This is a genomic window from Streptomyces sp. MMS24-W38, assembly GCF_059889265.1.
The window spans coordinates 2516844-2537891 of the sequence record NZ_JCBCPP010000001.1; the positions used below are offsets into that span (position 1 = coordinate 2516844).

General features: G+C 69.1%; 21 protein-coding genes and 3 tRNA genes. 4 read left to right on the forward strand and 20 right to left on the reverse strand.

Features of this window, described 5'->3' with window-relative positions; all coding sequences use genetic code 11:
- Window positions 1–56: 56 nt before the first annotated feature.
- The 10 genes from rpoB to AC6F7H_RS10195 all read right to left on the reverse strand — a co-directional run bounded on the left by rpoB (window position 57) and on the right by AC6F7H_RS10195 (window position 10425).
- On the reverse strand, window positions 57–3542 hold the full coding sequence (gene rpoB / locus AC6F7H_RS10150; protein WP_109381535.1) for a DNA-directed RNA polymerase subunit beta: 3486 nt from the start codon (window positions 3540–3542) through the stop codon (window positions 57–59).
- A gap of 626 nt (window positions 3543–4168) precedes the next feature.
- A complete protein-coding gene (gene rplL, locus AC6F7H_RS10155) occupies window positions 4169–4555 on the reverse strand; it encodes a 50S ribosomal protein L7/L12 (RefSeq protein ID WP_363041002.1) in 387 nt (128 codons plus the stop codon).
- A gap of 114 nt (window positions 4556–4669) precedes the next feature.
- A complete protein-coding gene (rplJ, locus tag AC6F7H_RS10160; protein WP_457460707.1) occupies window positions 4670–5200 on the reverse strand; it encodes a 50S ribosomal protein L10 in 531 nt (176 codons plus the stop codon).
- A 324-nt stretch (window positions 5201–5524) separates the two neighbouring features.
- Window positions 5525–6358, reverse strand: a complete 834-nt coding sequence (locus tag AC6F7H_RS10165; RefSeq protein ID WP_500756652.1) for an SCO4651 family lipoprotein — start codon at window positions 6356–6358, stop codon at window positions 5525–5527.
- A 136-nt stretch (window positions 6359–6494) separates the two neighbouring features.
- A complete protein-coding gene (locus AC6F7H_RS10170) occupies window positions 6495–7445 on the reverse strand; it encodes an SCO4651 family lipoprotein (RefSeq protein WP_500756654.1) in 951 nt (316 codons plus the stop codon).
- A 168-nt stretch (window positions 7446–7613) separates the two neighbouring features.
- Window positions 7614–8339 (reverse strand): 50S ribosomal protein L1, encoded by a 726-nt coding sequence (rplA, locus tag AC6F7H_RS10175; RefSeq protein WP_109381538.1) that lies wholly within the window; start codon window positions 8337–8339, stop codon window positions 7614–7616.
- Between the two features lie 84 nt (window positions 8340–8423).
- Entirely contained in the window at window positions 8424–8858 is a 435-nt protein-coding gene (gene rplK, locus AC6F7H_RS10180) for a 50S ribosomal protein L11 (RefSeq protein ID WP_006130605.1), read from the reverse strand.
- Between the two features lie 207 nt (window positions 8859–9065).
- On the reverse strand, window positions 9066–9875 hold the full coding sequence (gene nusG / locus AC6F7H_RS10185; RefSeq protein WP_500756655.1) for a transcription termination/antitermination protein NusG: 810 nt from the start codon (window positions 9873–9875) through the stop codon (window positions 9066–9068).
- Window positions 9876–9956: 81 nt separating this feature from the next.
- The gene (gene secE, locus AC6F7H_RS10190; RefSeq protein ID WP_500756657.1) at window positions 9957–10244 is read right to left on the reverse strand and encodes a preprotein translocase subunit SecE; all 288 of its coding nucleotides are present in this window, start codon (window positions 10242–10244) and stop codon (window positions 9957–9959) included.
- A 108-nt stretch (window positions 10245–10352) separates the two neighbouring features.
- Window positions 10353–10425: transfer RNA gene (locus AC6F7H_RS10195), tRNA-Trp, on the reverse strand.
- Window positions 10426–10695: 270 nt separating this feature from the next.
- Between AC6F7H_RS10195 and AC6F7H_RS10200 the strand changes: the two genes are divergently transcribed.
- Entirely contained in the window at window positions 10696–11922 is a 1227-nt protein-coding gene (locus AC6F7H_RS10200; protein WP_363041013.1) for a pyridoxal phosphate-dependent aminotransferase, read from the forward strand.
- A gap of 184 nt (window positions 11923–12106) precedes the next feature.
- The gene (locus tag AC6F7H_RS10205) at window positions 12107–13147 is read left to right on the forward strand and encodes an adenosine deaminase (RefSeq protein ID WP_500756659.1); all 1041 of its coding nucleotides are present in this window, start codon (window positions 12107–12109) and stop codon (window positions 13145–13147) included.
- Window positions 13148–13182: 35 nt separating this feature from the next.
- On the opposite strand, the gene AC6F7H_RS10210 is transcribed toward AC6F7H_RS10205, so the two are convergent.
- The 9 genes from AC6F7H_RS10210 to AC6F7H_RS10250 form a co-directional block, all read right to left on the reverse strand.
- Window positions 13183–14238: a UDP-N-acetylmuramate dehydrogenase gene (locus AC6F7H_RS10210; RefSeq protein ID WP_500756660.1), complete on the reverse strand. Its 1056-nt coding sequence runs from the start codon at window positions 14236–14238 to the stop codon at window positions 13183–13185.
- Between the two features lie 73 nt (window positions 14239–14311).
- Window positions 14312–14692 (reverse strand): DUF3291 domain-containing protein, encoded by a 381-nt coding sequence (locus tag AC6F7H_RS10215; RefSeq protein WP_500756661.1) that lies wholly within the window; start codon window positions 14690–14692, stop codon window positions 14312–14314.
- Window positions 14693–14754: 62 nt separating this feature from the next.
- A complete protein-coding gene (locus tag AC6F7H_RS10220; protein WP_500756663.1) occupies window positions 14755–16197 on the reverse strand; it encodes an MFS transporter in 1443 nt (480 codons plus the stop codon).
- Window positions 16198–16287: 90 nt separating this feature from the next.
- Window positions 16288–16857 carry a TetR/AcrR family transcriptional regulator gene (locus tag AC6F7H_RS10225; protein ID WP_500756665.1) on the reverse strand — a complete coding sequence of 190 codons (570 nt, stop codon included), beginning with the start codon at window positions 16855–16857 and terminating at the stop codon, window positions 16288–16290.
- Window positions 16858–17031: 174 nt separating this feature from the next.
- A complete protein-coding gene (locus AC6F7H_RS10230) occupies window positions 17032–17466 on the reverse strand; it encodes a MaoC family dehydratase (RefSeq protein WP_500761736.1) in 435 nt (144 codons plus the stop codon).
- An 8-nt stretch (window positions 17467–17474) separates the two neighbouring features.
- Window positions 17475–17927: an FAS1-like dehydratase domain-containing protein gene (locus tag AC6F7H_RS10235; RefSeq protein WP_500756666.1), complete on the reverse strand. Its 453-nt coding sequence runs from the start codon at window positions 17925–17927 to the stop codon at window positions 17475–17477.
- Between the two features lie 130 nt (window positions 17928–18057).
- Window positions 18058–18222 (reverse strand): 50S ribosomal protein L33, encoded by a 165-nt coding sequence (gene rpmG, locus AC6F7H_RS10240; protein ID WP_003948671.1) that lies wholly within the window; start codon window positions 18220–18222, stop codon window positions 18058–18060.
- Between the two features lie 87 nt (window positions 18223–18309).
- A tRNA-Met gene (locus AC6F7H_RS10245) sits at window positions 18310–18382 on the reverse strand.
- 46 nt (window positions 18383–18428) lie between these two features.
- Window positions 18429–18501, reverse strand: a tRNA-Thr gene (locus AC6F7H_RS10250).
- Window positions 18502–18742: 241 nt separating this feature from the next.
- On the opposite strand from AC6F7H_RS10250, the gene AC6F7H_RS10255 reads away from it, so the two are divergent.
- Window positions 18743–20020 carry an amidohydrolase family protein gene (locus AC6F7H_RS10255; protein WP_500756667.1) on the forward strand — a complete coding sequence of 426 codons (1278 nt, stop codon included), beginning with the start codon at window positions 18743–18745 and terminating at the stop codon, window positions 20018–20020.
- Window positions 20021–20107: 87 nt separating this feature from the next.
- Complete coding sequence (locus tag AC6F7H_RS10260) at window positions 20108–20764, forward strand: NAD(P)H-binding protein (protein WP_500756669.1); 657 nt, start codon at window positions 20108–20110, stop codon at window positions 20762–20764.
- A gap of 32 nt (window positions 20765–20796) precedes the next feature.
- Here the strand turns inward: AC6F7H_RS10260 and AC6F7H_RS10265 are convergent, their stop codons facing one another.
- Complete coding sequence (locus AC6F7H_RS10265) at window positions 20797–21009, reverse strand: hypothetical protein (protein WP_500756671.1); 213 nt, start codon at window positions 21007–21009, stop codon at window positions 20797–20799.
- Window positions 21010–21048 lie beyond the last annotated feature (39 nt).

Consider the following 21048-nt stretch of genomic DNA (forward strand, 5'->3'; position numbering starts at 1 on the left):
GGGTCGGCCGGAGGTTCAGGGATCTTCATCGCTGAACCTCCGGACCGAAACTCCCGTCAGACCTCTTCGACGCTGCTCGGCTCACGCCGGGACAGGTCGATGCCGAGCTCCTCCGCAGCGCGGAAGACGTCCTCGTCGGTGTCACGCATCTCGATGGACATGCCGTCGCTGGACAGCACCTCCACGTTCAGGCACAGGGACTGCATCTCCTTGATGAGGACCTTGAAGGACTCGGGGATGCCCGGCTCGGGGATGTTCTCGCCCTTGACGATGGCCTCGTAGACCTTCACACGGCCGGTGACGTCGTCGGACTTGATGGTCAGCAGCTCCTGGAGGGCGTACGCGGCGCCGTACGCCTCCAGCGCCCACACCTCCATCTCGCCGAAGCGCTGGCCACCGAACTGGGCCTTACCGCCCAGCGGCTGCTGGGTGATCATCGAGTACGGACCGGTCGAGCGGGCGTGCAGCTTGTCGTCGACCAGGTGGTGCAGCTTGAGGATGTACATGTAGCCGACCGAGATCGGCTCCGGGAACGGCTCACCGGAGCGGCCGTCGAACAGCCGCGCCTTACCGCTCGGGAGCACCATGCGCTCGCCGTCGCGGTTCGGGATGGTGTGCTGCAGCAGACCGGCCAGCTCGTCCTCGCGCGCACCGTCGAAGACCGGGGTGGCGACGTTGGTGCCGGGCTCGACGCGGTCGGCGCCGATGGCCCGCAGACGCTCGGCCCATTCCTCGGCGAGGCCGGAGACGTCCCAGCCGCGGCTGGCGAGCCAGCCGAGGTGGATCTCCAGTACCTGCCCCGGGTTCATTCGGGACGGCACACCCAGCGGGTTGAGGATGATGTCGACCGGGGTGCCATCCTCCAGGAACGGCATGTCCTCGATCGGCAGGATCTTCGAGATGACGCCCTTGTTGCCGTGGCGGCCGGCGAGCTTGTCACCGTCGGTGATCTTGCGCTTCTGCGCGACGTAGACGCGCACCAGCTGGTTCACACCGGGGGGAAGCTCGTCGCCCTCCTCGCGGTCGAAGACGCGCACGCCGATGATCTTGCCGATCTCGCCGTGCGGCACCTTCAGCGAGGTGTCACGGACCTCACGGGCCTTCTCACCGAAGATCGCGCGCAGCAGGCGCTCCTCGGGGGTCAGCTCGGTCTCGCCCTTGGGCGTGACCTTGCCGACGAGGATGTCGCCGGCGACGACCTCGGCACCGATGCGGATGATGCCGCGCTCGTCGAGGTCGGCGAGGACCTCCTCGGAGACGTTCGGGATGTCCCGGGTGATCTCCTCGGGGCCGAGCTTGGTGTCACGGGCGTCGACCTCGTGCTCCTCGATGTGGATCGAGGAGAGGACGTCGTCCTGCACGAGGCGCTGCGACAGGATGATCGCGTCCTCGTAGTTGTGACCCTCCCACGGCATGAACGCGACCAGCAGGTTCTTGCCGAGCGCCATCTCGCCGTTCTCGGTGGCCGGACCGTCGGCGAGGACCTGGCCCTCGACGACGCGGTCGCCCTCGTTGACGATGACCTTCTGGTTGACCGAGGTGCCCTGGTTGGAGCGGGCGAACTTGGCCAGGCGGTACGTGATGTACGTGCCGTCGTCGTTGGTGGTGGTGATGTAGTCCGCGGAGACCTCCTGGACCACACCCGACTTCTCGGCCTTGACCACGTCACCGGCGTCGGCGGCGGAGCGGTACTCCATGCCGGTGCCGACGAGCGGGGCCTCGGACCTGATCAGCGGCACGGCCTGACGCATCATGTTCGCGCCCATGAGGGCACGGTTGGCGTCGTCGTGCTCGAGGAAGGGGATCATGGCGGTCGCGACCGACACCATCTGGCGCGGCGAGACGTCCATGTAGTCGACCTCGTCGGGGCTGACGTAGTCGACCTCGCCGCCCTTGCGGCGGACCAGCACGCGGGGCTCGGCGAACCGCAGGTCGTCGGTGAGCGGCGAGTTGGCCTGCGCGATGACGAAGCGGTCCTCCTCGTCTGCGGTCAGGTAGTCGACGTCGTCGGTGACCTGGCCGTCGCTCACATTGCGGTAGGGGGTCTCGACGAAACCGAACGCGTTGACCCGGCCGTAGGATGCGAGCGAGCCGATCAGACCGATGTTCGGGCCTTCGGGCGTCTCGATCGGGCACATGCGGCCGTAGTGCGAGGGGTGCACGTCACGGACCTCGAAGCCGGCCCGCTCACGGGAGAGACCACCCGGGCCGAGCGCGGACAGACGACGCTTGTGCGTCAGCCCGGACAGCGGGTTGTTCTGGTCCATGAACTGGGACAGCTGGCTGGTGCCGAAGAACTCCTTGATGGAGGCGACGACCGGCCGGATGTTGATCAGGGTCTGCGGCGTGATCGCCTCGACGTCCTGCGTGGTCATGCGCTCACGCACGACGCGCTCCATCCGGGCCAGACCCGTACGGACCTGGTTCTGGATGAGCTCGCCGACGCTGCGCAGGCGCCGGTTGCCGAAGTGGTCGATGTCGTCCGTCTCGACGACGATGGTCTGGCCGCTGTCGCCGACGGTCTCGATCTCACCGGCGTGCAGCTTCACCAGGTACTTGATCGTCGAGATGACGTCCTCGACGGTCAGCACACCCGCGTCGAGCGGCGCGTCGGCACCCAGCTTCTTGTTGACCTTGTAGCGGCCGACCTTGGCCAGGTCGTAGCGCTTGGGGTTGAAGTAGAGGTTCTCGAGCAGCGTCTGCGCGGCCTCGCGGGTGGGGGGCTCGCCCGGACGCAGCTTGCGGTAGATGTCGAGCAGCGCGTCGTCCTGGCCCTGGGTGTGGTCCTTCTCCAGGGTGGCGCGCATGGACTCGTACTCGCCGAACTCCTCGAGGATCTGCTCGGTGGTCCAGCCGAGCGCCTTGAGCAGGACGGTGACGGACTGCTTGCGTTTGCGGTCGACGCGGACGCCGACCATGTCGCGCTTGTCGATCTCCATCTCCAGCCAGGCACCCCGGGACGGGATGATCTTGGCGGAGAAGATGTCCTTGTCGGACGTCTTGTCGATGCTGGAGTCGAAGTAGACACCCGGCGAACGGACCAGCTGCGACACCACGACACGCTCGGTGCCGTTGATGACGAAGGTGCCCTTGTTCGTCATGAGCGGGAAGTCGCCCATGAAGACGGTCTGGGACTTGATCTCGCCGGTCTCGTTGTTGGTGAACTCGGCGGTGACGAAGAGCGGCGCCGCGTACGTGAAGTCACGGTCCTTGCACTCGTCGATGGAGTTCTTCGGCGGCTCGAAGCGGTGATCGCGGAAGGTCAGCGACATCGACCCGGAGAAGTCCTCGATCGGGGAGATCTCCTCGAAGATCTCCTCCAGACCGGACTTGGTGGGGACGTCCTGACCGTTCTCCAGAGCGGCCTCGACGCGAGCCTTCCAGGCGTCGTTGCCGAGCAGCCAGTCGAAGCTCTCGGTCTGCAGCGCGAGAAGGTTCGGAACCTCGAGGGGCTCCTTGATCTTTGCAAAGGAGATGCGCAGCGGGGCGGTGCTGGCAGCGTTGTTCGTATTCGCGGTCGAGGCATTGCGCGAGGCGGCCAAGAGGGGGTCCTTCCGAGGGCTCGGACTCACTACGCGCGTGCCGGCCCCCCACGGGACACGGTGTCGGACGCTTCTCCGTCCGACCGGGAAAGGCCAGGTCGGAGAGGTCTGATCGTCTGTGCTCAAGTGAGGGCAGACCCCTGGTGACGGGCAGGGGACAGCTAACAGGCAGCGCAAAGGGTCAGTGTAGCCACTTGGCACACTGATGTCCAGTGCGGGTTTTCGAGACCCTCAGAGGCCCTCGTTGTTCTCAACTCCTGCGGCACAGTCGTGCCCTCGACGCACCGTGATACTGCCCTCTTCGCCGCCGATCCATGCCTCGGATTCGGATCCTTGTGACGACGCGTCCTGAGAATTGCGCGCTGCGTGCGGTTCGTCAAGGCCCCCCTTGCCCGAACCGCCTCTCAACAGGCGACTCCTCGCGGCCCGCGGAGGGCCGCATCGAAGATCACCATACCCCCCGCCGTCCCAGGGGCAAGGCAGCCGCCGCCGGGCCCCGGACACACCGAGGAGCGACCACCCGGATGGATGATCGCTCCTCGGCGCTTACGCGTTACACGTCCTGCCGGACGCGGTGCGGATCCGGCTCAGCCGGGCCGCTGGAGTCCTGTCGGACCCGGAAGGTCTTACTTGACCTCGACGGAGGCGCCGGCGCCCTCGAGGGCCTCCTTGGCCTTGTCGGCGGCTTCCTTGTTGACCTTCTCGACGACGGGCTTCGGCGCACCGTCGACCAGGTCCTTGGCCTCCTTCAGGCCGAGGGAGGTCAGCTCGCGCACGACCTTGATGACCTGGATCTTCTTGTCGCCGGCGCCGGTGAGGATGACGTCGAACTCGTCCTTCTCCTCCTCGGCCGGGGCGGCCGGGCCACCCTGGGCCGGGCCCGCGACGGCCACGGTCGCGGCAGCGGCGGTGACGTCGAACTTCTCCTCGAAGGCCTTCACGAACTCGGAGAGCTCGATGAGGGTCATGCCCTCGAACTGGGCCAGCAGCTCGTCCTGGGTGAGCTTCGCCATGATGGCGGTCCTTCCACTAAATCGGCAGGTGCCGGATGTACTGGGTGAGGCGGGCGTACGTCGGGCCCGCATCGACCCTCACCTCATGCGGTGAGGATCGGAAAGCGAGCCGAATTACTCGGCACCGCCCTGCTCGTCCTGCTTGGCACGGAGCGCGTCCACGGTGCGGACGAGCTTCGACGGCAGCGCCTGGAAGAGCTGAGCAGTCTGGGACTGCTTGCCCTTGAAGGCACCGGCCAGCTTGGAGAGCAGAACCTCGCGGGACTCGAGGTCCGCGAGCTTCTTGATCTCGTCGGCGGACAGCGCCTTGCCGTCAAGGACACCGCCCTTGATGACGAGATTCGGGTTGTCCTTGGCGAAGTCACGGAGACCCTTCGCCGACTCCACCGGGTCACCGGTGACGAAGGCGACCGCCGTCGGACCAGCGAAGAGCTGGTCGTCCAGCGTGATCCCGGCCTCGTTGGCCGCAATCTTGGTCAGCGTGTTCTTCACCACGGCGTACTGGGCGTTCTCACCGAGCGAACGACGCAGCGTCTTGAGCTGCGCCACGGTGAGACCGCGGTACTCGGTCAGCACGGCGGCGTTGGAGCTGCGGAACTTGTCCGTCAGCTCGGCAACCGCAGCAGCCTTGTCGGGCCTCGCCATAGAGCCTCGGCCTCCTTCCGGGTGATTCGGACCGCGCGGACCCGAAGGAGGACTGGGAAAAACGAAACGCCCCGGGCGCAGGCGCACGGGGCGAGGCTCAACCGATGATTCGCATCCTCACGGCAGCGAATTCCGGGAACTCTTCCACTGTCACCTGCGCGGGTCGTCCGCAGTTCAGCGGATCCTTCGGCCACCGCACTCTCTGACGAGCGCACGGCAACAACCAGCGGTCTTTGGCTTCTTCAGGAGGATAGGGGAACGGATCGCCGCGAGGCAAATCCGCTCCCCGGGACCAGCTCGCCGGTCCAGTCCGGACCGGTCCGGTCAGCCCTGCTCGGCTTCCTTCATCATCTCGGCCAGGTCGGCGGTCTCCTCGGCCGGCGGGGCCTCGACCGTCACCGGCTTGTTGACGTCGAGGAACTTGATGGTCATGTCCAGCGGGCCCTCGGTGGCCTTGCTGCGCATCCGGAACTGCTTGGTGTGGTCCTCGCCGTCGACCCACATGTCCATCGTGAGCGACTTGATGCCCATCTTCTCGTACTGCTCGATGCTCTTCTCGCCGGTCTCGGCGGCCTTGGCGTCCTTGTCCTTGAGCGAGTCACGCAGGGCGTCGAGGGTGACGGTGCCCGAGTAGTGGGTGGTCTCGACCCCGTCGATCTTCTCGGTCCCGACCTTCTTCACGTCCTTGGCGCCGGTGAGGAAGGTGGACTCGGCCGCCGGGTTCTGCTCGGCCTGGCCAGGGGCGCCGAGCTCGTTCAGCTCCCCGTCGGCGCCGAGCTCGGCCATGTCGAACTTCATCCAGCTCTTGCCGTCCATCTCCTTGGCCATCTCGGCGCCGCCGCCGATGTACATGGCCTTGTCGACGAGCCGGATCTCCACCTTGTCCTGCGCACCCGCGTCGGGCGCCGTCATCTGCATGCTCATGGCGACATCGGGCTTGAGCCGCATCGAGGCCTCGGCCTCGATCTTGCCCTGCGCCGGTACCTCACCGGTCATCGTGTACCGGAAGGACGTGATGTCCTCGGTGTTCTTCGCCGCCTTGGCCACGGCCGCCGCCGGCGTCATCTCGGGCGACTCCTCGGAGCCACTGGAACAGCCGACCGCGCCGGCCGCAAGAACGAGTGCGGTGAGTCCGGCGGCAGGTATGGAAGTTCTCATCGAATCCCCCCCAGGTCCTCGGTTCCCCCCAGGGAACACATGGCTTGTACAACAAGGATTTTGACCCTATCCCACACCTCTGACAGCGGTCTTCGAGTTCCGCCGGAGGGCCTTGGCAAAGGGTGCGGGCGGCGGCTCAGGGGGCGGCACGCCGGCCGTCCAGCACGTTCGTGGCGTCCTGGGTGTCGGCGGCGGGGGGAGCCTCGGTCGTCACCTGCACGCCGTAGTCGGCGTAGTACGCGGTCTGGGTGAGCCGGCCTGTCGCCGTCTCTGCCCGCTCCACCTTCTTCACCAGCAGGTCCCGGTCGTCGACCCAGACGTCCACCGTCTGGGTGGTGACCCCGGCCCTGATCAACTGCTCCTTGAGATCCGCCAGTTCGGCAGACCGTCCCGTTCCGGGGCCCGGGTCCCGGGTCTTCAGACGGGTCGGCTCCACCGTGCCGGAGTAGCGCGTGGCGGGCGTGCCCCGCACCTGTTCCTCACCGACCCTCCGCACGTCGCCGGAGGCCAGCAGCAGCTTCACGCACCGCTGGGGCGTGAAGCCGCGGACCTGGTCGCCGAGACCGGCGGCTCCGCCGCCTGCGATGTCCTCGAGGTCGTCGTGGCCGTACCGGAGCCAGGGCCCGCCGCCCGTCCGCGCGGCGAACGTGTCGCCCACGCGCGCGTAGTAGGCGTCGGGCAGGTAGCGGGCCTCCATCGACGCGCTGCCGAGGCGGCGCATGGCGTCGGCCACCGCGCCGTCCGTGTACGTGATGGTCAGGGTGCCGATGAGGTCGTCGCCCCAGGCGAGGGTGCCGTGGGCCGTCATGGACATCAGCGAGCCCATGGCCGTGGTGGACTCCACGCGGGCGGAGCCCGCGCCGGCGGTGGAGCGCTCGGCGGACCGCAGCGCCGTGACGGACCGCAGGCGCGACGCCTCGTCCCGCTGTCCGGCGCCGGCGCCGGCACCACGGCCGCCGGAGGGGCCGGCGGAACCGGAGGGGTCCGAGGAGGTGCAGGCGGAGATCGCGGTCAGCGTGGTCAGCGCCGTGAGCGCGATCGTCGCCGCGAGCGTGAGGCCCGTACGGCGCACGGTCGTGATCGTCATCGGTCCCGGTCCCACCCGTACGCGCCCCCGCCCTCTCCCGTGCGAACCCCCTGGCCGCACCGTAGCGCAGACCACCCGGCACACGTGCCGGAACCGGAACGGGCCCCGGGCCCGCAGCAGGGATGCTGCGGGCCCGGGGCCCGTGACCGGTTGGACGAGCCGTCAGGCTCAGACCGCCGCCGGGTCCTCCTCGACGAGGAGGTTGCGGGTGCGGTTCGGGTCGAGCGGAATGCCCGGGCCCATCGTGGTCGTCATCGAGGCCTTCTTGATGTAGCGGCCCTTCGCGGCGGACGGCTTCAGACGGAGGATCTCGTCCAGCGCGGCGCCGTAGTTCTCCACCAGCTTGGTCTCGTCGAAGGACGTCTTGCCGATGATGAAGTGCAGGTTCGAGTGCTTGTCGACGCGGAACTCGATCTTGCCACCCTTGATGTCGTTGACAGCCTTGGTGACGTCCGGGGTCACGGTGCCGGTCTTGGGGTTCGGCATGAGACCACGGGGACCGAGCACGCGACCGAGGCGGCCGACCTTGCCCATGAGGTCCGGGGTGGCGACGACGGCGTCGAAGTCCAGACGGCCCTTCGACACCTCGTCGATCAGTTCGTCGGCGCCGACGATGTCGGCGCCCGCGGCACGCGCGGCCTCGGCACGGTCGCCGGTCGCGAAGACCAGGACCCGGGCGGTCTTGCCGGTGCCGTGCGGGAGGTTCACGGTGCCACGGACCATCTGGTCGGCCTTGCGCGGGTCGACACCCAGACGGAAGGCGACCTCGACGGTGCCGTCGAACTTGGACGTGGAGGTCTCCTTGGCGAGACGGACGGCCTCGAGCGGGGCGTACTGCTTCTCCCGGTCGATCTTGGCGTCCGCAGCGCGGAGAGACTTGCTGCGCTTGCTCACTTAAAGCTCCTGTGGGTTCTTAGGAGTCGTGGTCCGGGCCGAGCGGGCCCTTCCACACTTCTGCTTGGCTTACGGAGGTGGAGGTCAGCCCTCGACCGTGACGCCCATGGAACGGGCGGTGCCGGCGATGATCTTCTCGGCGGCGTCCAGGTCGTTGGCGTTGAGGTCGGGCATCTTGGTGGTGGCGATCTCGCGGACCTGGTCACGCGTGATCTTCGCGACCTTGGTCTTGTGCGGCTCGCCGGAGCCCTTCTCCACGCCCGCGGCCTTGAGGATCATCTTCGCGGCCGGCGGGGTCTTGGTGATGAAGGTGAAGGAACGGTCCTCGTAGACCGTGATCTCCACCGGGATGACCCAGCCACGCTGCGACTCGGTCGCGGCGTTGTAGGCCTTGCAGAACTCCATGATGTTGACGCCGTGCTGACCCAGCGCGGGGCCGACCGGCGGAGCCGGGTTGGCGGCACCGGCCTGGATCTGGAGCTTGATGAGCCCCGTGACCTTCTTCTTCTTGGGAGGCATGGCTCTCCGGGTCCTTTCCATTCGGGTCCTGCCTGCGCGACGGGACCAGCCCGGACGCAGGCATACCGCACAACGATAGCGGGTATGGATGTGCGGCCAAAAACCGAGCAGGTCAGGCGGGCGCCTGAGCGTTCGCCTGACCTGCGCGGAAGCGTTTGTCCTGAACTCTGCCCAGCGGAGCCGGCAGAGCCGACGGTTCGGGGTGGGTCAGTTCTTCTGGATCTGGTCGAAGGAGAGCTCGACCGGCGTCTCGCGGCCGAAGATCTCCACCAGGCCCTTGACCTTCTTGGAGTCCGGGTTGATCTCGTTGATGGTCGCCTGGAGCGTGGCGAACGGGCCGTCGGTGACGGTGACCGAGTCGCCGACCTCGAAGTCCAGCACCTGGACCTCGACCTTGCGCTGCGGGACCGGCTTGCCCTCGGCCTCGGCGGCCTCACGGGCGGCCTTCTCCTCGGCCTCCGGCGCGAGCATCTTGACGATCTCGTCCAGGGTCAGCGGGTACGGGTCGTAGGCGTTGCCCACGAAGCCGGTGACGCCGGGAGTGTTGCGGACGACGCCCCAGGACTCGTTCGTCAGGTCCATGCGGACCAGGACGTAGCCCGGGAGCTTGTTCTGCTTGATCGTCCTGCGGTCGCCGTTCTTGATCTGGACGACCTCTTCCTGCGGCACCTCGGCCTGGAAGATGAACTCCTCGACGTTCAGCGAGACGGCGCGCTGCTCCAGGTTGGTCTTCACCCGGTTCTCGTAGCCCGCGTAGGTGTGGATGACGTACCACTCGCCGGGCAACGTCCGCAGTTCCTCGCGGAGCTCCTCGACCGGGTCGCGGACTTCCTCGGCCTCTTCGGCGGCTTCCCCGGCATCGGCGGTCCCGTCGGCCTCTTCCCCGGGCTCCCCGAGTTCCTCGGTCTCGTCCGCGGCGTCGGCAGCCTCGACCTCGACGGCGTCGAGCTCGTCCTCGACGGACTCGGCCCCTTCGCCGCGAGGCTCAACGGCGTCGTTCACGTTCGGGTCAGACACGGTGGCTGCTTCTTCCTGGATACATAGGGGTGGAACACGCGAAAATGAGCGCCGGGTACCTCGGCGCTCTTCGCTGGCGACTCAGCCGAAGACGTACTTGGCGGCGTGACCGAAACCGTAGTCGATCAAAGTGACCAGGCCGATCATGACGATCACGAAGATGATCACTGCGGTGGTGTACGACGACAGCTGGTTACGTGTCGGCCAGACAACCTTACGAAGTTCCGCCACGATCTGCCGGTAGAAGAGCGCCAAACGCTTCAGTGGGCCCTTCTTGGCCCGCTTGCCGCCCTTGCGGTTCTTCTTCCTGGCGTCCGGCGTCTCGTCCTCGGCATCAGGCATGTCGATGGAGCCCACGGCGTCCGTCACTCGTCCTCACCTGATTCCGGGTCGTGGCCGTGCCGCGCCCGGTATGAGCCGCACGGCGATGCATTGCTGTACGTACATGCGTACACATCCTGGCTGAGGTGTGTGCAGCAGGGCCGGAGGGACTCGAACCCCCAACCGCTGGTTTTGGAGACCAGTGCTCTACCAATTGAGCTACGACCCTTTGTGTGTCCCCCAACGTACCGCATTCACACGGATGCTTGGTGTGCACCCGGCGAGCGCGGCCGGAGAAGGCCAACGAGGTGTGAGTGTACGTGTTCCGGCGCCGGGCGTCGAACAGAAAGCGCCCGTGACGGGTCTTCCGATGCAAGATCGTCCAGGCCGCGGGACTTCGGAAGAGCGAATACGGACTGGTGTTCAACGGTTTGCCGGTACCTGTTCAGTCTGTGAAACCACCGTGCCGGACGGGTTTCCAGTCTGGAACGATGGGTCCATGAGCGCTGCAACCCCTCCCACCGAGCGCCGGGTCTCCGCCCGGATCGGTGCGATCTCCGAGTCCGCCACCCTCGCCGTGGACGCCAAGGCCAAGGCCCTCAAGGCCGCCGGACGTCCGGTGATCGGCTTCGGCGCCGGTGAACCCGACTTCCCGACCCCGGACTACATCGTCGACGCCGCCATCGAGGCGTGCAGGAACCCGAAGTACCACCGGTACACGCCGGCCGGCGGGCTGCCCGAGCTGAAGGCCGCGATCGCCGCGAAGACGCTGCGCGACTCCGGCTACGAGGTGGACCCCGCCCAGGTTCTCGTCACCAACGGCGGCAAGCAGGCCATCTACGAGGCCTTCGCCGCGATCCTCGACCCGGGCGACGAGGTCATCGTCCCGGCGCCGTACTGGACGACGTACCCGGAGTCGATCCGGCTGGCCGGCGGTGTCCCGGTCGAGGTCGTCGCCGACGAGACGACCGGCTACCGGGTCAGCGTGGAGCAGTTGGAGGCCGCGCGGACGGAGAAGACCAAGGTCGTCCTGTTCGTCTCCCCCTCGAACCCGACCGGAGCGGTCTACAGCGCCGAGGACGCCGAGGCGATCGGCCGCTGGGCGGTCGAGCACGGGCTGTGGGTGCTGACCGACGAGATCTACGAGCACCTGGTCTACGGCGACGCCACCTTCACCTCGCTGCCCGCCGTCCTGCCCGAGCTGCGGGACAAGTGCATCGTGGTCAACGGCGTCGCCAAGACGTACGCGATGACCGGCTGGCGGGTCGGCTGGATCATCGGTCCGAAGGACGTCGTGAAGGCGGCGACCAACCTGCAGTCCCACGCCACGTCGAACGTGTCGAACGTCGCCCAGGTGGCGGCGCTGGCCGCGGTCTCCGGCTCCCTGGACGCGGTCGCCACGATGCGTGAGGCCTTCGACCGCCGGCGCCGGACCATCGTGCGGATGCTCAACGAGATCGACGGCGTGGTCTGCCCGGAGCCCGAGGGCGCGTTCTACGCCTACCCGTCGGTGAAGGCCCTGATCGGCAAGGAGATCCGGGGCAAGCGGCCGCAGAACTCCGTCGAACTGGCCGCGCTCATCCTGGAGGAGGTCGAGGTCGCGGTCGTACCCGGCGAGGCCTTCGGCACTCCGGGGTACCTGCGGCTGTCCTACGCGCTGGGCGACGAGGACCTGGTGGAGGGCGTGAGCCGGATCCAGAAGCTGCTGGCGGAGGCGCGGGACTGAACCCACGCACCGTGAGTGCCTCGGCGGGCCGCTTCCCCATCGCGGGAGGCGGCCCGCTTCCGTTTCCCTGGTGTTCCCTGGTGTTTTTCGCATCCCCTTGTGTTCCCTCGTGCTGACGTGCGAGCAAGACCACGTTCAGGGAAAGCGCTACCGGGGCTGCCGGGACGTGCGGCACGATCCTGGAATGGAACGTGTACGTGATGTCTCCCTGCTGCCGAAAGCCCACCTGCACCTGCACTTCACCGGTTCGATGCGGCCCGCCACCGTGCTGGAGCTGGCCGACAAGTACGGCGTGCGCCTCCCCGAGACGCTGACCGACGCGCTGACCAGCGGGGAACCGCCGAGTCTGCGGGCCACGGACGAGCGGGGCTGGTTCCGGTTCCAGCGGCTGTACGACGCCGCCCGCTCCTGTCTGAGGGAGCCGGAGGACATCCACCGGCTGGTGCTGGAGGCGGCGGAGGAGGACCTGAAGGACGGCTCGGGCTGGCTGGAGATCCAGGTGGACCCCACGTCGTACGCACCGCGGCTGGGCGGGCTGATTCCGGCGCTGGAGACCATCCTGGACGCGGTCGACGTGGCGCGGCGGGACACCGGGCTCGGGATCAGGGTGCTGGTCGCCGCGAACCGGATGAAGCACCACCTGGACGCGCGCACCCTGGCCCGGCTGGCGGTGCGGTACGCCGACCGGGGGGTCGTCGGGTTCGGCCTGTCCAACGACGAGCGGCGCGGAATGGCCCGGGACTTCGACCGGGCGTTCGCCATCGCACGCGAGGGCGGGCTGCTGTCGGCGCCGCACGGGGGTGAGCTGACCGGGCCCGCGTCCGTGCGGGACTGCCTGGACGATCTGGAGGCCGACCGGATCGGGCACGGGGTGCGGGCGGCGGAGGACCCGCGGCTGCTGCAGCGGCTCGCGGACCGGCAGGTGACCTGCGAGGTGTGCCCGGCGTCGAATGTGGCGCTGGGGGTGTACGAGAAGCCGGGGGACGTGCCGTTGCGTCGGCTGTTCGAGGCGGGCGTGCCGCTCGCGCTGGGGGCGGACGACCCGTTGCTGTTCGGCTCGCGGCTGGCGGCGCAGTACGAGATCGCACGCCGTTACCACGAGTTCACGGACGCGGAGCTGGCAGAGCTGGCGCGGCAGTCGGTGCGGGGGTCGGTGGCGCCGGAGGACGTCAAGGCGGAACTGCTGGCAGGGATCGACGCATGGCTGGTGGGGCCGGGGGCGTGAGGGCGTCGTAGGCGCGTCGGCGGAGGGGCCGTCGGTCAGAGGGTGACGCCCACGGTCACCGGCTCGTTGGTGAGGGTGATGCCGAAGGTCCGGTGGACGCCGGCCACGACCTCGCGGGCCAGGGCCAGGAGGTCCTCGGTGGTCGCGTCGCCGCGGTTGGTGAGGGCGAGGGTGTGCTTGGTGGAGATGCGGGCCGGGCCGTCGCCGTAGCCCTTGGTGAAGCCGGCCTTGTCGATCAGCCAGGCGGCGGAGGTCTTGGTGCGGCCCTCGCCCGCGGGGTACGCGGGGGGTTCCGTGTCGGGGCCGAGGAGCTGCCGCGCCCGGGTCCGGAAGGCCGTGAACTCCGCGGTGGTCAGGATGGGGTTGGTGAAGAAGGAGCCGGCCGACCAGGTGTCGTGGTCCTCGGGGTCCAGGACCATGCCCTTGCCCGCGCGGAGCCCCAGCACCGTCTCGCGGGCCGCGGCCAGGGGGACGCGGTCGCCCTGTTCCACGCCGAGGGCGCGGGCCGTCTCGGCGTACTTGACGGGGCCGGAGAGGCCGCCGGCGTCCTCCAGCTCGAAGCGGACCCGCAGGACGACGTACCGCTCGGGGTCGGCCTTGAAACGGCTGTGGCGGTAGGAGAAGGCGCACTCCTCGTTGGCCAGGGTGACCGTCTCACCGGTGGCGCGGTCGTAGGCGACCACCTCGGTGATCGTGGAGGAGACCTCCTGGCCGTACGCGCCGACGTTCTGGATCGGGGTCGCGCCCGCCGAGCCGGGGATGCCGGCCAGACATTCGATGCCGGCCAGGCCGGCCTCCACGGTGCGGGCGACGGCGTCGGTCCACACCTCGCCCGCCGCCAGTTCCAGGTGGGTGCCGTCGAGGGCGACGCCCTTGGTGGCGATGACGAGCGCGGTGCCGTCGAAGCCCTTGTCGCCGACGACCAGGTTCGAGCCGCCGCCGATGAGCAGCAGGGGCGTGCCGTCGGCGTCGGCCTGGCGGACGACGCCGATCACCTCGTCGTCGGTCGTCGCGGTGACCAGCCTGGTCGCGGGTCCGCCCAGGCGGAACGTGGTCAGCGGGGCGAGGGAGGCGTCGTGGAGTTCCTGCACGGGCTCAAGACTAAGGCCCCGCCGGGACGGGCCGGCGGGGGCGGTACGCGCGCGTGCCTTCGCGCGCGTGCCTTCAGGAGAGGCGGCGCCGCACCTCGGGCCAGTCGACGGGGAGGTCCTCGCTCTTCGCGGTCCAGCCGGCGAACTCGGCGTCGCGCATCTGCACGGCGAGCCCTCGGGCGGTCGGCCCGTGCGGGCCGGTGCGGGCGAACTCGCCGAGGGCCTTCTTGGACTCCCAGGCGGACAGGGTCCAGAAGGTCCGGCGCAGCGGCTCCGCCTTCAAAGAGGCTCCGTACGCGCCGGGGGCCCTGCTGACCTGCCGCCACACGCCGGGCGTCCTGAGGAGGAAGCGCAGGGCTCCCCAGAGGGTGCGGGTCTCGAAGCGGGAGGCGAAGACGTGCACTTCGGTGTGGGGCGACGGGGTGTTCGGGACGGTCCAGGGGAGGGTGGGCATGACCGGGTCCTTCCGTGGTGGGAGTGGGCGCGTGTGCGCCGGTGAGTGGCGCTTCGAGGCGTTCAGGAGACCGTTTCCAGCGCCGTCTCCGGCGTCGGAGCGGCCGAGGGCGGGCGGGGAGCGGCGGGCCTGTGGGCCGGTATGAACAGGGTCGCGATGCCCGCGAGGGCGACTGCCGCGGCGCCGGTGACCAGCGCCGGCCGCATGCCGTCGACGAAGGCCCGGCCGGACTCGTAGCCGCCCTGGGCCGCGAAGATCGACGCCATGATCGCGATGCCGAGTGCGCCGCCCACCTCGCGCAGGGCGTTGTTGGCTCCGGAGGCGATGCCCTGCTCCTTCGGGCGGACGCTGGACATCACCAGGTTGGAGGCCGGGGCGAAGTACAGCGCCATGCCGATGCCGCTGATGACCAGGGCGGGCAGTTGGGCGGTGTAGGTGGCGTCGGCCGTCGCCACCACCGCGAGGTAAGCAAGACCGAGCGCCTGCAGGAACAGTCCCGTGGCGACGACCGGACGGCCGCCGACACGGTCGGAGAGGATGCCGGCGATCGGGGCGACGAGCATCGGCATGCCGGTCCAGGGCAGCATCCTCAGGCCCGCCTCGGTGGGCGAGTAGCCGAGTACGCCCTGCATGTACTGGCTGAGTAGAAAAATCGAGCCGAACATGCCGAGGAACATCAACAGGCTCGCCGCGTTGATGCCGGAGAAGGCGCGGGAGCGGAACAGCCGCATCGGCAGCATGGGGTTCTCGGCCCGGATGCCGTAGTGGACGAAACCGACGAGCAGCGCCGTCCCGGTGAACAGGCCGGTCAGGACGACGGTGCCGGTCCAGCCGTCGACGGGCCCGCGGACCAGGCCGTAGACGATGCCGAAGAGTCCGCCGCTGGCGAGCAGGGTGCCGGGCAGGTCGAGCGGGGCTCCGGTGCCGTGGGACTCGGCGAGGCGCAGGCGGGCCAGCGGGATGAGGATCAGGCCGAGCGGGACGTTCAGCCAGAAGATCCACTGCCAGGAGATGTGCTCGGTGAGGCTGCCGCCGACCAGCGGCCCCGAGGCCACGGCGAGGCCGTTCACAGCACCCCAGATGCCGTACGCCATGCCGCGCCGGGCTTCGGGCACGGCCGCCGTGAGCAGTGTGAGGGTGAGGGGCATCATGACCGCGGCGCCGGCGCCCTGCACCGCGCGGGCGGCGATCAGGGATTCGATGCCGGGTGCCATGGCCGCTGCGGCGGAGGCCGCGGTGAAGACGGTGATTCCGGCGATGAAGAGCCGGCGGCGGCCGAAGCGGTCGCCGAGGGCCGCGCCGAACATCAGCAGGACGGCGAAGGTGAGCGTGTAGGCGCTCACGGTCCATTCCAGGTCGTGCAGGGCGCCGCCCAGGTCCTCGCGGATGGAGGGCAGTGCGGTGGTGACGACGAGGTTGTCGAGGGCCGCCATGAAGCCGGCGACGCTGGTGATGACGAGGGCCCAGACGGCCGGCCCGCCGCGTGCGGTGGTCTGTTGTGTCATCGCTCCCCCAGGAGATGATGCTGTTAGTTATTGATTACTAACTTTCATGTTCATGAAAAAGGGCGTCGACATCCGCCCTTCCCCCCTCCGCTACTGTTCAGGCGCACCCTCGAGCCGTGCCGACAGATCGAGCCCTTCCCAGACCCGGTGCCCGGCCGGGAACCCCATGGCGGCCAGGCAGTTGATGAGCATGCCGTGCGCCATGAAGTCCGTCGTCCCGCCGACATCCGCCCCCAGCGCGAGGTGGACGACGTCCCACAGTCGCAGCCAGCCGGCGCGCACCGTCTCGCCGAACTCGTGATCGCCCTCCTGCTCGGCGGCCGCCACCGCGAGGTACATCTGCATCTGCATCATCAGCAGCTCAGGGCGTTCTGCGATGGTCCTCGTGTAGGCGCTCGCCATGGCGTGCAGGGCCTCTTCGCCCTCCAGCCCCTCGGCGGCCTCCGTGAACATGCGAATGGTGTCCGCCACGCAGCGCTCCGCCGCCGCCAGGAAGATGGCCTTCTTCCCCGGGAAGAGCCGGAAGAGGTACGGCTGCGAGACACCGACCCGCTTGGCGATCGCCTCGGTCGACGTGCCGTGGTAGCCGCCGCGGGCGAACTCGGCGCTCGCCACACGGACGATGCTCTTGCGCCTCTCCTCCGCACTCATCCTGGCCATGCAACGAAGTTAGTGCTCAATCACTAACTGCGTCAAGAGGTGAAACGCGGCTGGAGGAAACGAAACGGCGGGCCCCTGGCGCCGGGCACCCCGGGACGATGTAAGGGGCGCTCTCGATCTTTCAATGGAGAACGCCCCTTACTCGGGGATCTGCAGGGCTTGGAGATCTGCGGGTCAGGCGAGCCGTACGACCGCCCGGGACATCCCCAGCACCTTCTGCCCGGCGCTGGTCGCCGTGAGGTCGACGCGGACCGTGCGATCGTGGTCGTCGAGCTTGACCGCGACCTTGCCGCTGACCTCGATGGTGGCGCCCTGCTCGTCGTTGGGGACGACGACCGGCCTGGTGAAGCGAACGCCGTACTCGACGACCGCACCCGGGTCGCCCACCCAGTCGGTGACCACACGGATCGCCTCGGCCATGGTGAACATGCCGTGCCCGATGACGTCGGGCAGGCCGACCTCCTTGGCGAACTTCTCGTTCCAGTGAATGGGGTTGAAGTCGCCGGAGGCACCCGCGTACTGGACGAGGGTGGCCCGGGTCACGGGAAACGTCTGTGCGGGCAGCTCGGTGCCGACCTCGACGTCGGCGTAGGAGATCTTCGCCGTCATGATGCTGCTCACGCCTCCTCGGCGGCACGGGCCACCAGCTTGGTCCAGGCGGTCACGACGTGCTCGCCGGCCTCGTCGTGCACCTCGCCGCGGATGTCCAGGATGTCGTTGCCCGCCATCGACTTGACCGCCTCGATGGTCGAGGTGACGGTGAGCCGGTCTCCAGCGCGCACCGGGCGGCGGTAGGCGAACTTCTGGTCGCCGTGCACCACCCTGCTGTAGTCCAGACCGAGCCGGGGATCGGCGACGACCTCGCCCGCGGCCTTGAAGGTGATCGCGAACACAAAGGTCGGCGGGGCGATCACATCGGGGTGGCCGAGCGCCTTGGCGGCCTCCACGTCCGTGTACGCCGGGTTGGCGTCCCCCACCGCTTCGGCGAACTCGCGGATCTTCTCCCGGCCCACCTCATAGGGATCGGTGGGCGGGTAGCTCCGCCCCACGAAGGACTGGTCGAGCGCCATGCGCGCGGCACCTCCTGTGTCTGGTCCGGCCCTGGTCGGCCTGAATCCGGTACGGCCACGGTCGGCCGGTGAGCAGAACGACGCGAGGCCGCCCCCTGACCACGGGGACGGCCTCGCATACGAGCCTGATTTATCGCGTTTCGCGGTGCGCGGTGTGCGCATTGCAACGCGGGCAGTGCTTCTTCATCTCAAGACGGTCCGGGTTGTTACGCCGGTTCTTCTTGGTGATGTAGTTCCGCTCCTTGCACTCCACGCAGGCCAGCGTGATCTTTGGGCGGACGTCGGTGGCAGCCACGTGAGTGCTCCTTGACGAACGGATAGACGAATGAACACAGAAAGAGTAGCCGACCGAAGGACCGACCCCGCAATCGGCTACTGTGTGTAGCGGTGACCGGACTTGAACCGGTGACACAGCGATTATGAGCCGCTTGCTCTACCGACTGAGCTACACCGCTGCGATGCGGTCGGGCCCCGCCTCGCAGCGGGAACCTCACACACCAGAGCCCCAAAACGGAATCGAACCGTTGACCTTCTCCTTACCATGGAGACGCTCTGCCGACTGAGCTATTGGGGCGAGCGATGAAGACATTACACGCTCCGCCGCCGTTCACCCAAATCCGTTTCGCGGCCCCTGTCCCACCCTGTGGCGGCACCCTTCCCGGGAGCGAAGCAGTTCCCACCCGACCATGCCGGTACGACTATTGCGCTCCTCCCGGCGAGGGGCGGACCACCGTCCTAGGCTCGACTCACTCTGCGTGATCTTCTCTCTGTGTGATCCTGCGACGACCGCGCGCAGTCCGAGCCCCAGGAGCGCGATGCCCGACAGCCGGCCTCAGCCGCCGCCCCCCTCGTCGCCCTCGTCACCCTTCGGCCCGGCCGCCCCGGAGCCGCTCCTGCTGTGCGGCGCGCGGCTCACCGACGGCCGGACCGTGGACGTACGGCTGGGCGGCGGACGCATCGAGGCGGTCGGTACGGCCGGCAGTCTGACCGGGGACGGCGCCCGCGGGTGCGGCACCCAGGTCGATCTCACCGGCCATCTGCTCCTCCCGGCCCCTGTCGAGCCGCACAGCCACGCCGACACCGCCCTCTCCGCCGACGCCGACGGCCCCGTCTCCTACGAGCCCCAGGACGTCCGGCGCCGGGCGACGGAGGCCGCGCTGCTCCAACTCGGGCACGGGGCGACGGCACTGCGGGCACATGTGCGCGTGGACGACGTGACCGGGCTCGACGCACTGACCGCCGTACTGCAGGTCGAACATGCGTTGCGCGGGCTGACCGAGCTGACGACGGCGGCGATGCCGCGCGTGCTGACCGGAGCGGCCGGAGCGGACGGGCTCGCGATGCTGCGGGACGCGGTGAAGATGGGCGCGTCGGTGGTGGGCGGCTGTCCGGACGTCGACCCCGATCCCACGGGGTACATGGAGACGGTCCTGGAGGTCGCCGCCGAGCACGGCGTCCCCGTCGACCTGCACACCGACACCGCCGACCCCGCCCGCCTGGCCCGACTCGCGGCGATGGCGGGCGGGCTGCGACCGGGGGTGACGCTCAGCCCGTGCGGCGGCCTCGGACGGCTGCCCGCCGAAGCGGCCTCGCGGACCGCGGACCAACTGGCGGCGGCCGGGGTGACCGTGGTGTGCCTGCCGCAGGGCGGCTGCGGCGGCGTCGACCGCCGGGGCACGGCTCCCGTACGGCTGCTGCGCGCGGCAGGCGTCCGGGTGGCGGCCGGGAGCGGCGCCCTGCGGGACGTGTCGAACCCGGTCGGCCGAGGCGACCCGCTGGAGGCGGCGTACCTGCTGGCCTCCCGTCACGGACTGCCCCCCGAGGACGCCTACGACGCGGTGAGCACCTCGGCACGGGCGGCCCTGGGACTCCCCGAGGTACGGGTGGAGGCGGGTTTCCCCGCCGAACTCCTCGCGGTCCGCGGCGACCGGCTGCCGACGGCTCTGTCACTGGCGTACAGCCGGATCGTGGTGCACCGGGGGCGTGTGGTGACCCGCACGAGCGCGGTACGCGAGTACTGCGGTTCGACGACGGCACCGCCCGCGGAGCCGGGACGGGGGCTGCCCCGGCAGGGACGTGGTGAAACGTCGTAGGTCCGTCGCGTTCGGCCCGTCGCGTTCAGGACGTCGTGTCCGGTACGTCGCGGGCGGATGCGATCGCCACGGCGTACGGTCGAAGACATGCGCATTGTCATCGCTGGTGGTCATGGTCAGATCGCACTGCGGCTGGAGCGGTTGCTCGCCGCGCGCGGGGACGAGGCGGCGGGCATCATCCGCAAGCCCGAACAGGCCGACGCGCTGCGGCAACTCAGCGCCGAACCGGTCGTACTCGACCTGGAGTCGGCGTCGGTGGAGGAGGTCGCGGAGCAACTCCGGGGCGCGGACGCCGCGGTGTTCGCCGCGGGCGCCGGTCCGGGCAGTGGCGCGGCACGCAAGGAGACGGTGGACAAGGCCGCGGCGGTCCTCTTCGCCGACGCCGCGGTCCGTGCGGGCGTACGGCGGTTCGTGGTCGTCTCGTCCATGGGCGCGGACCCCGCCCACGAGGGGGACGAGGTCTTCGACGTGTACCAGCGCGCGAAGGGCGAGGCCGACGCGTACGTACGCGGCCTGGACGCCCTCGACTGGACGATCCTGCGCCCCGGCATGCTCACCGACGACGCCGGCACCGGCCTGGTCCGCCTGGAGGCCCACACCGGCCGCGGCCCGATCCCCCGGGACGACGTGGCCGCCGTCCTGGCGGAGCTGGTGGAGAACGCCGCGACAACGGGCCTGACCCTGGAACTGATCAGCGGGTCCGTACCGGTCTCGGTGGCGGTGAAGTCGGTCGCGGGCAACTGAGCCACTCAGTGCTGGAAGGCTTCCCGGGTCGGCTAGAACAGAGGCATCTGCCCTGGGAACTCCGGTACGACGTACCCGTCCAACGCGGGCTGCTCGGCACCGAGCACGGCGTATCGACGGGACCCCGTGCACGAGGTGAGTTCCCCGCTCCCCCGGGCGCCGGGCGGATCGTGACGCGCGTACCGCCCGGCCACGACGGCGATCTCACGACGGCACTCGGGGCACTGCCTACGACGGGACGACATGGCGCCAGTGTCCCCCGCCCTTCGCCCCACAGCACACCC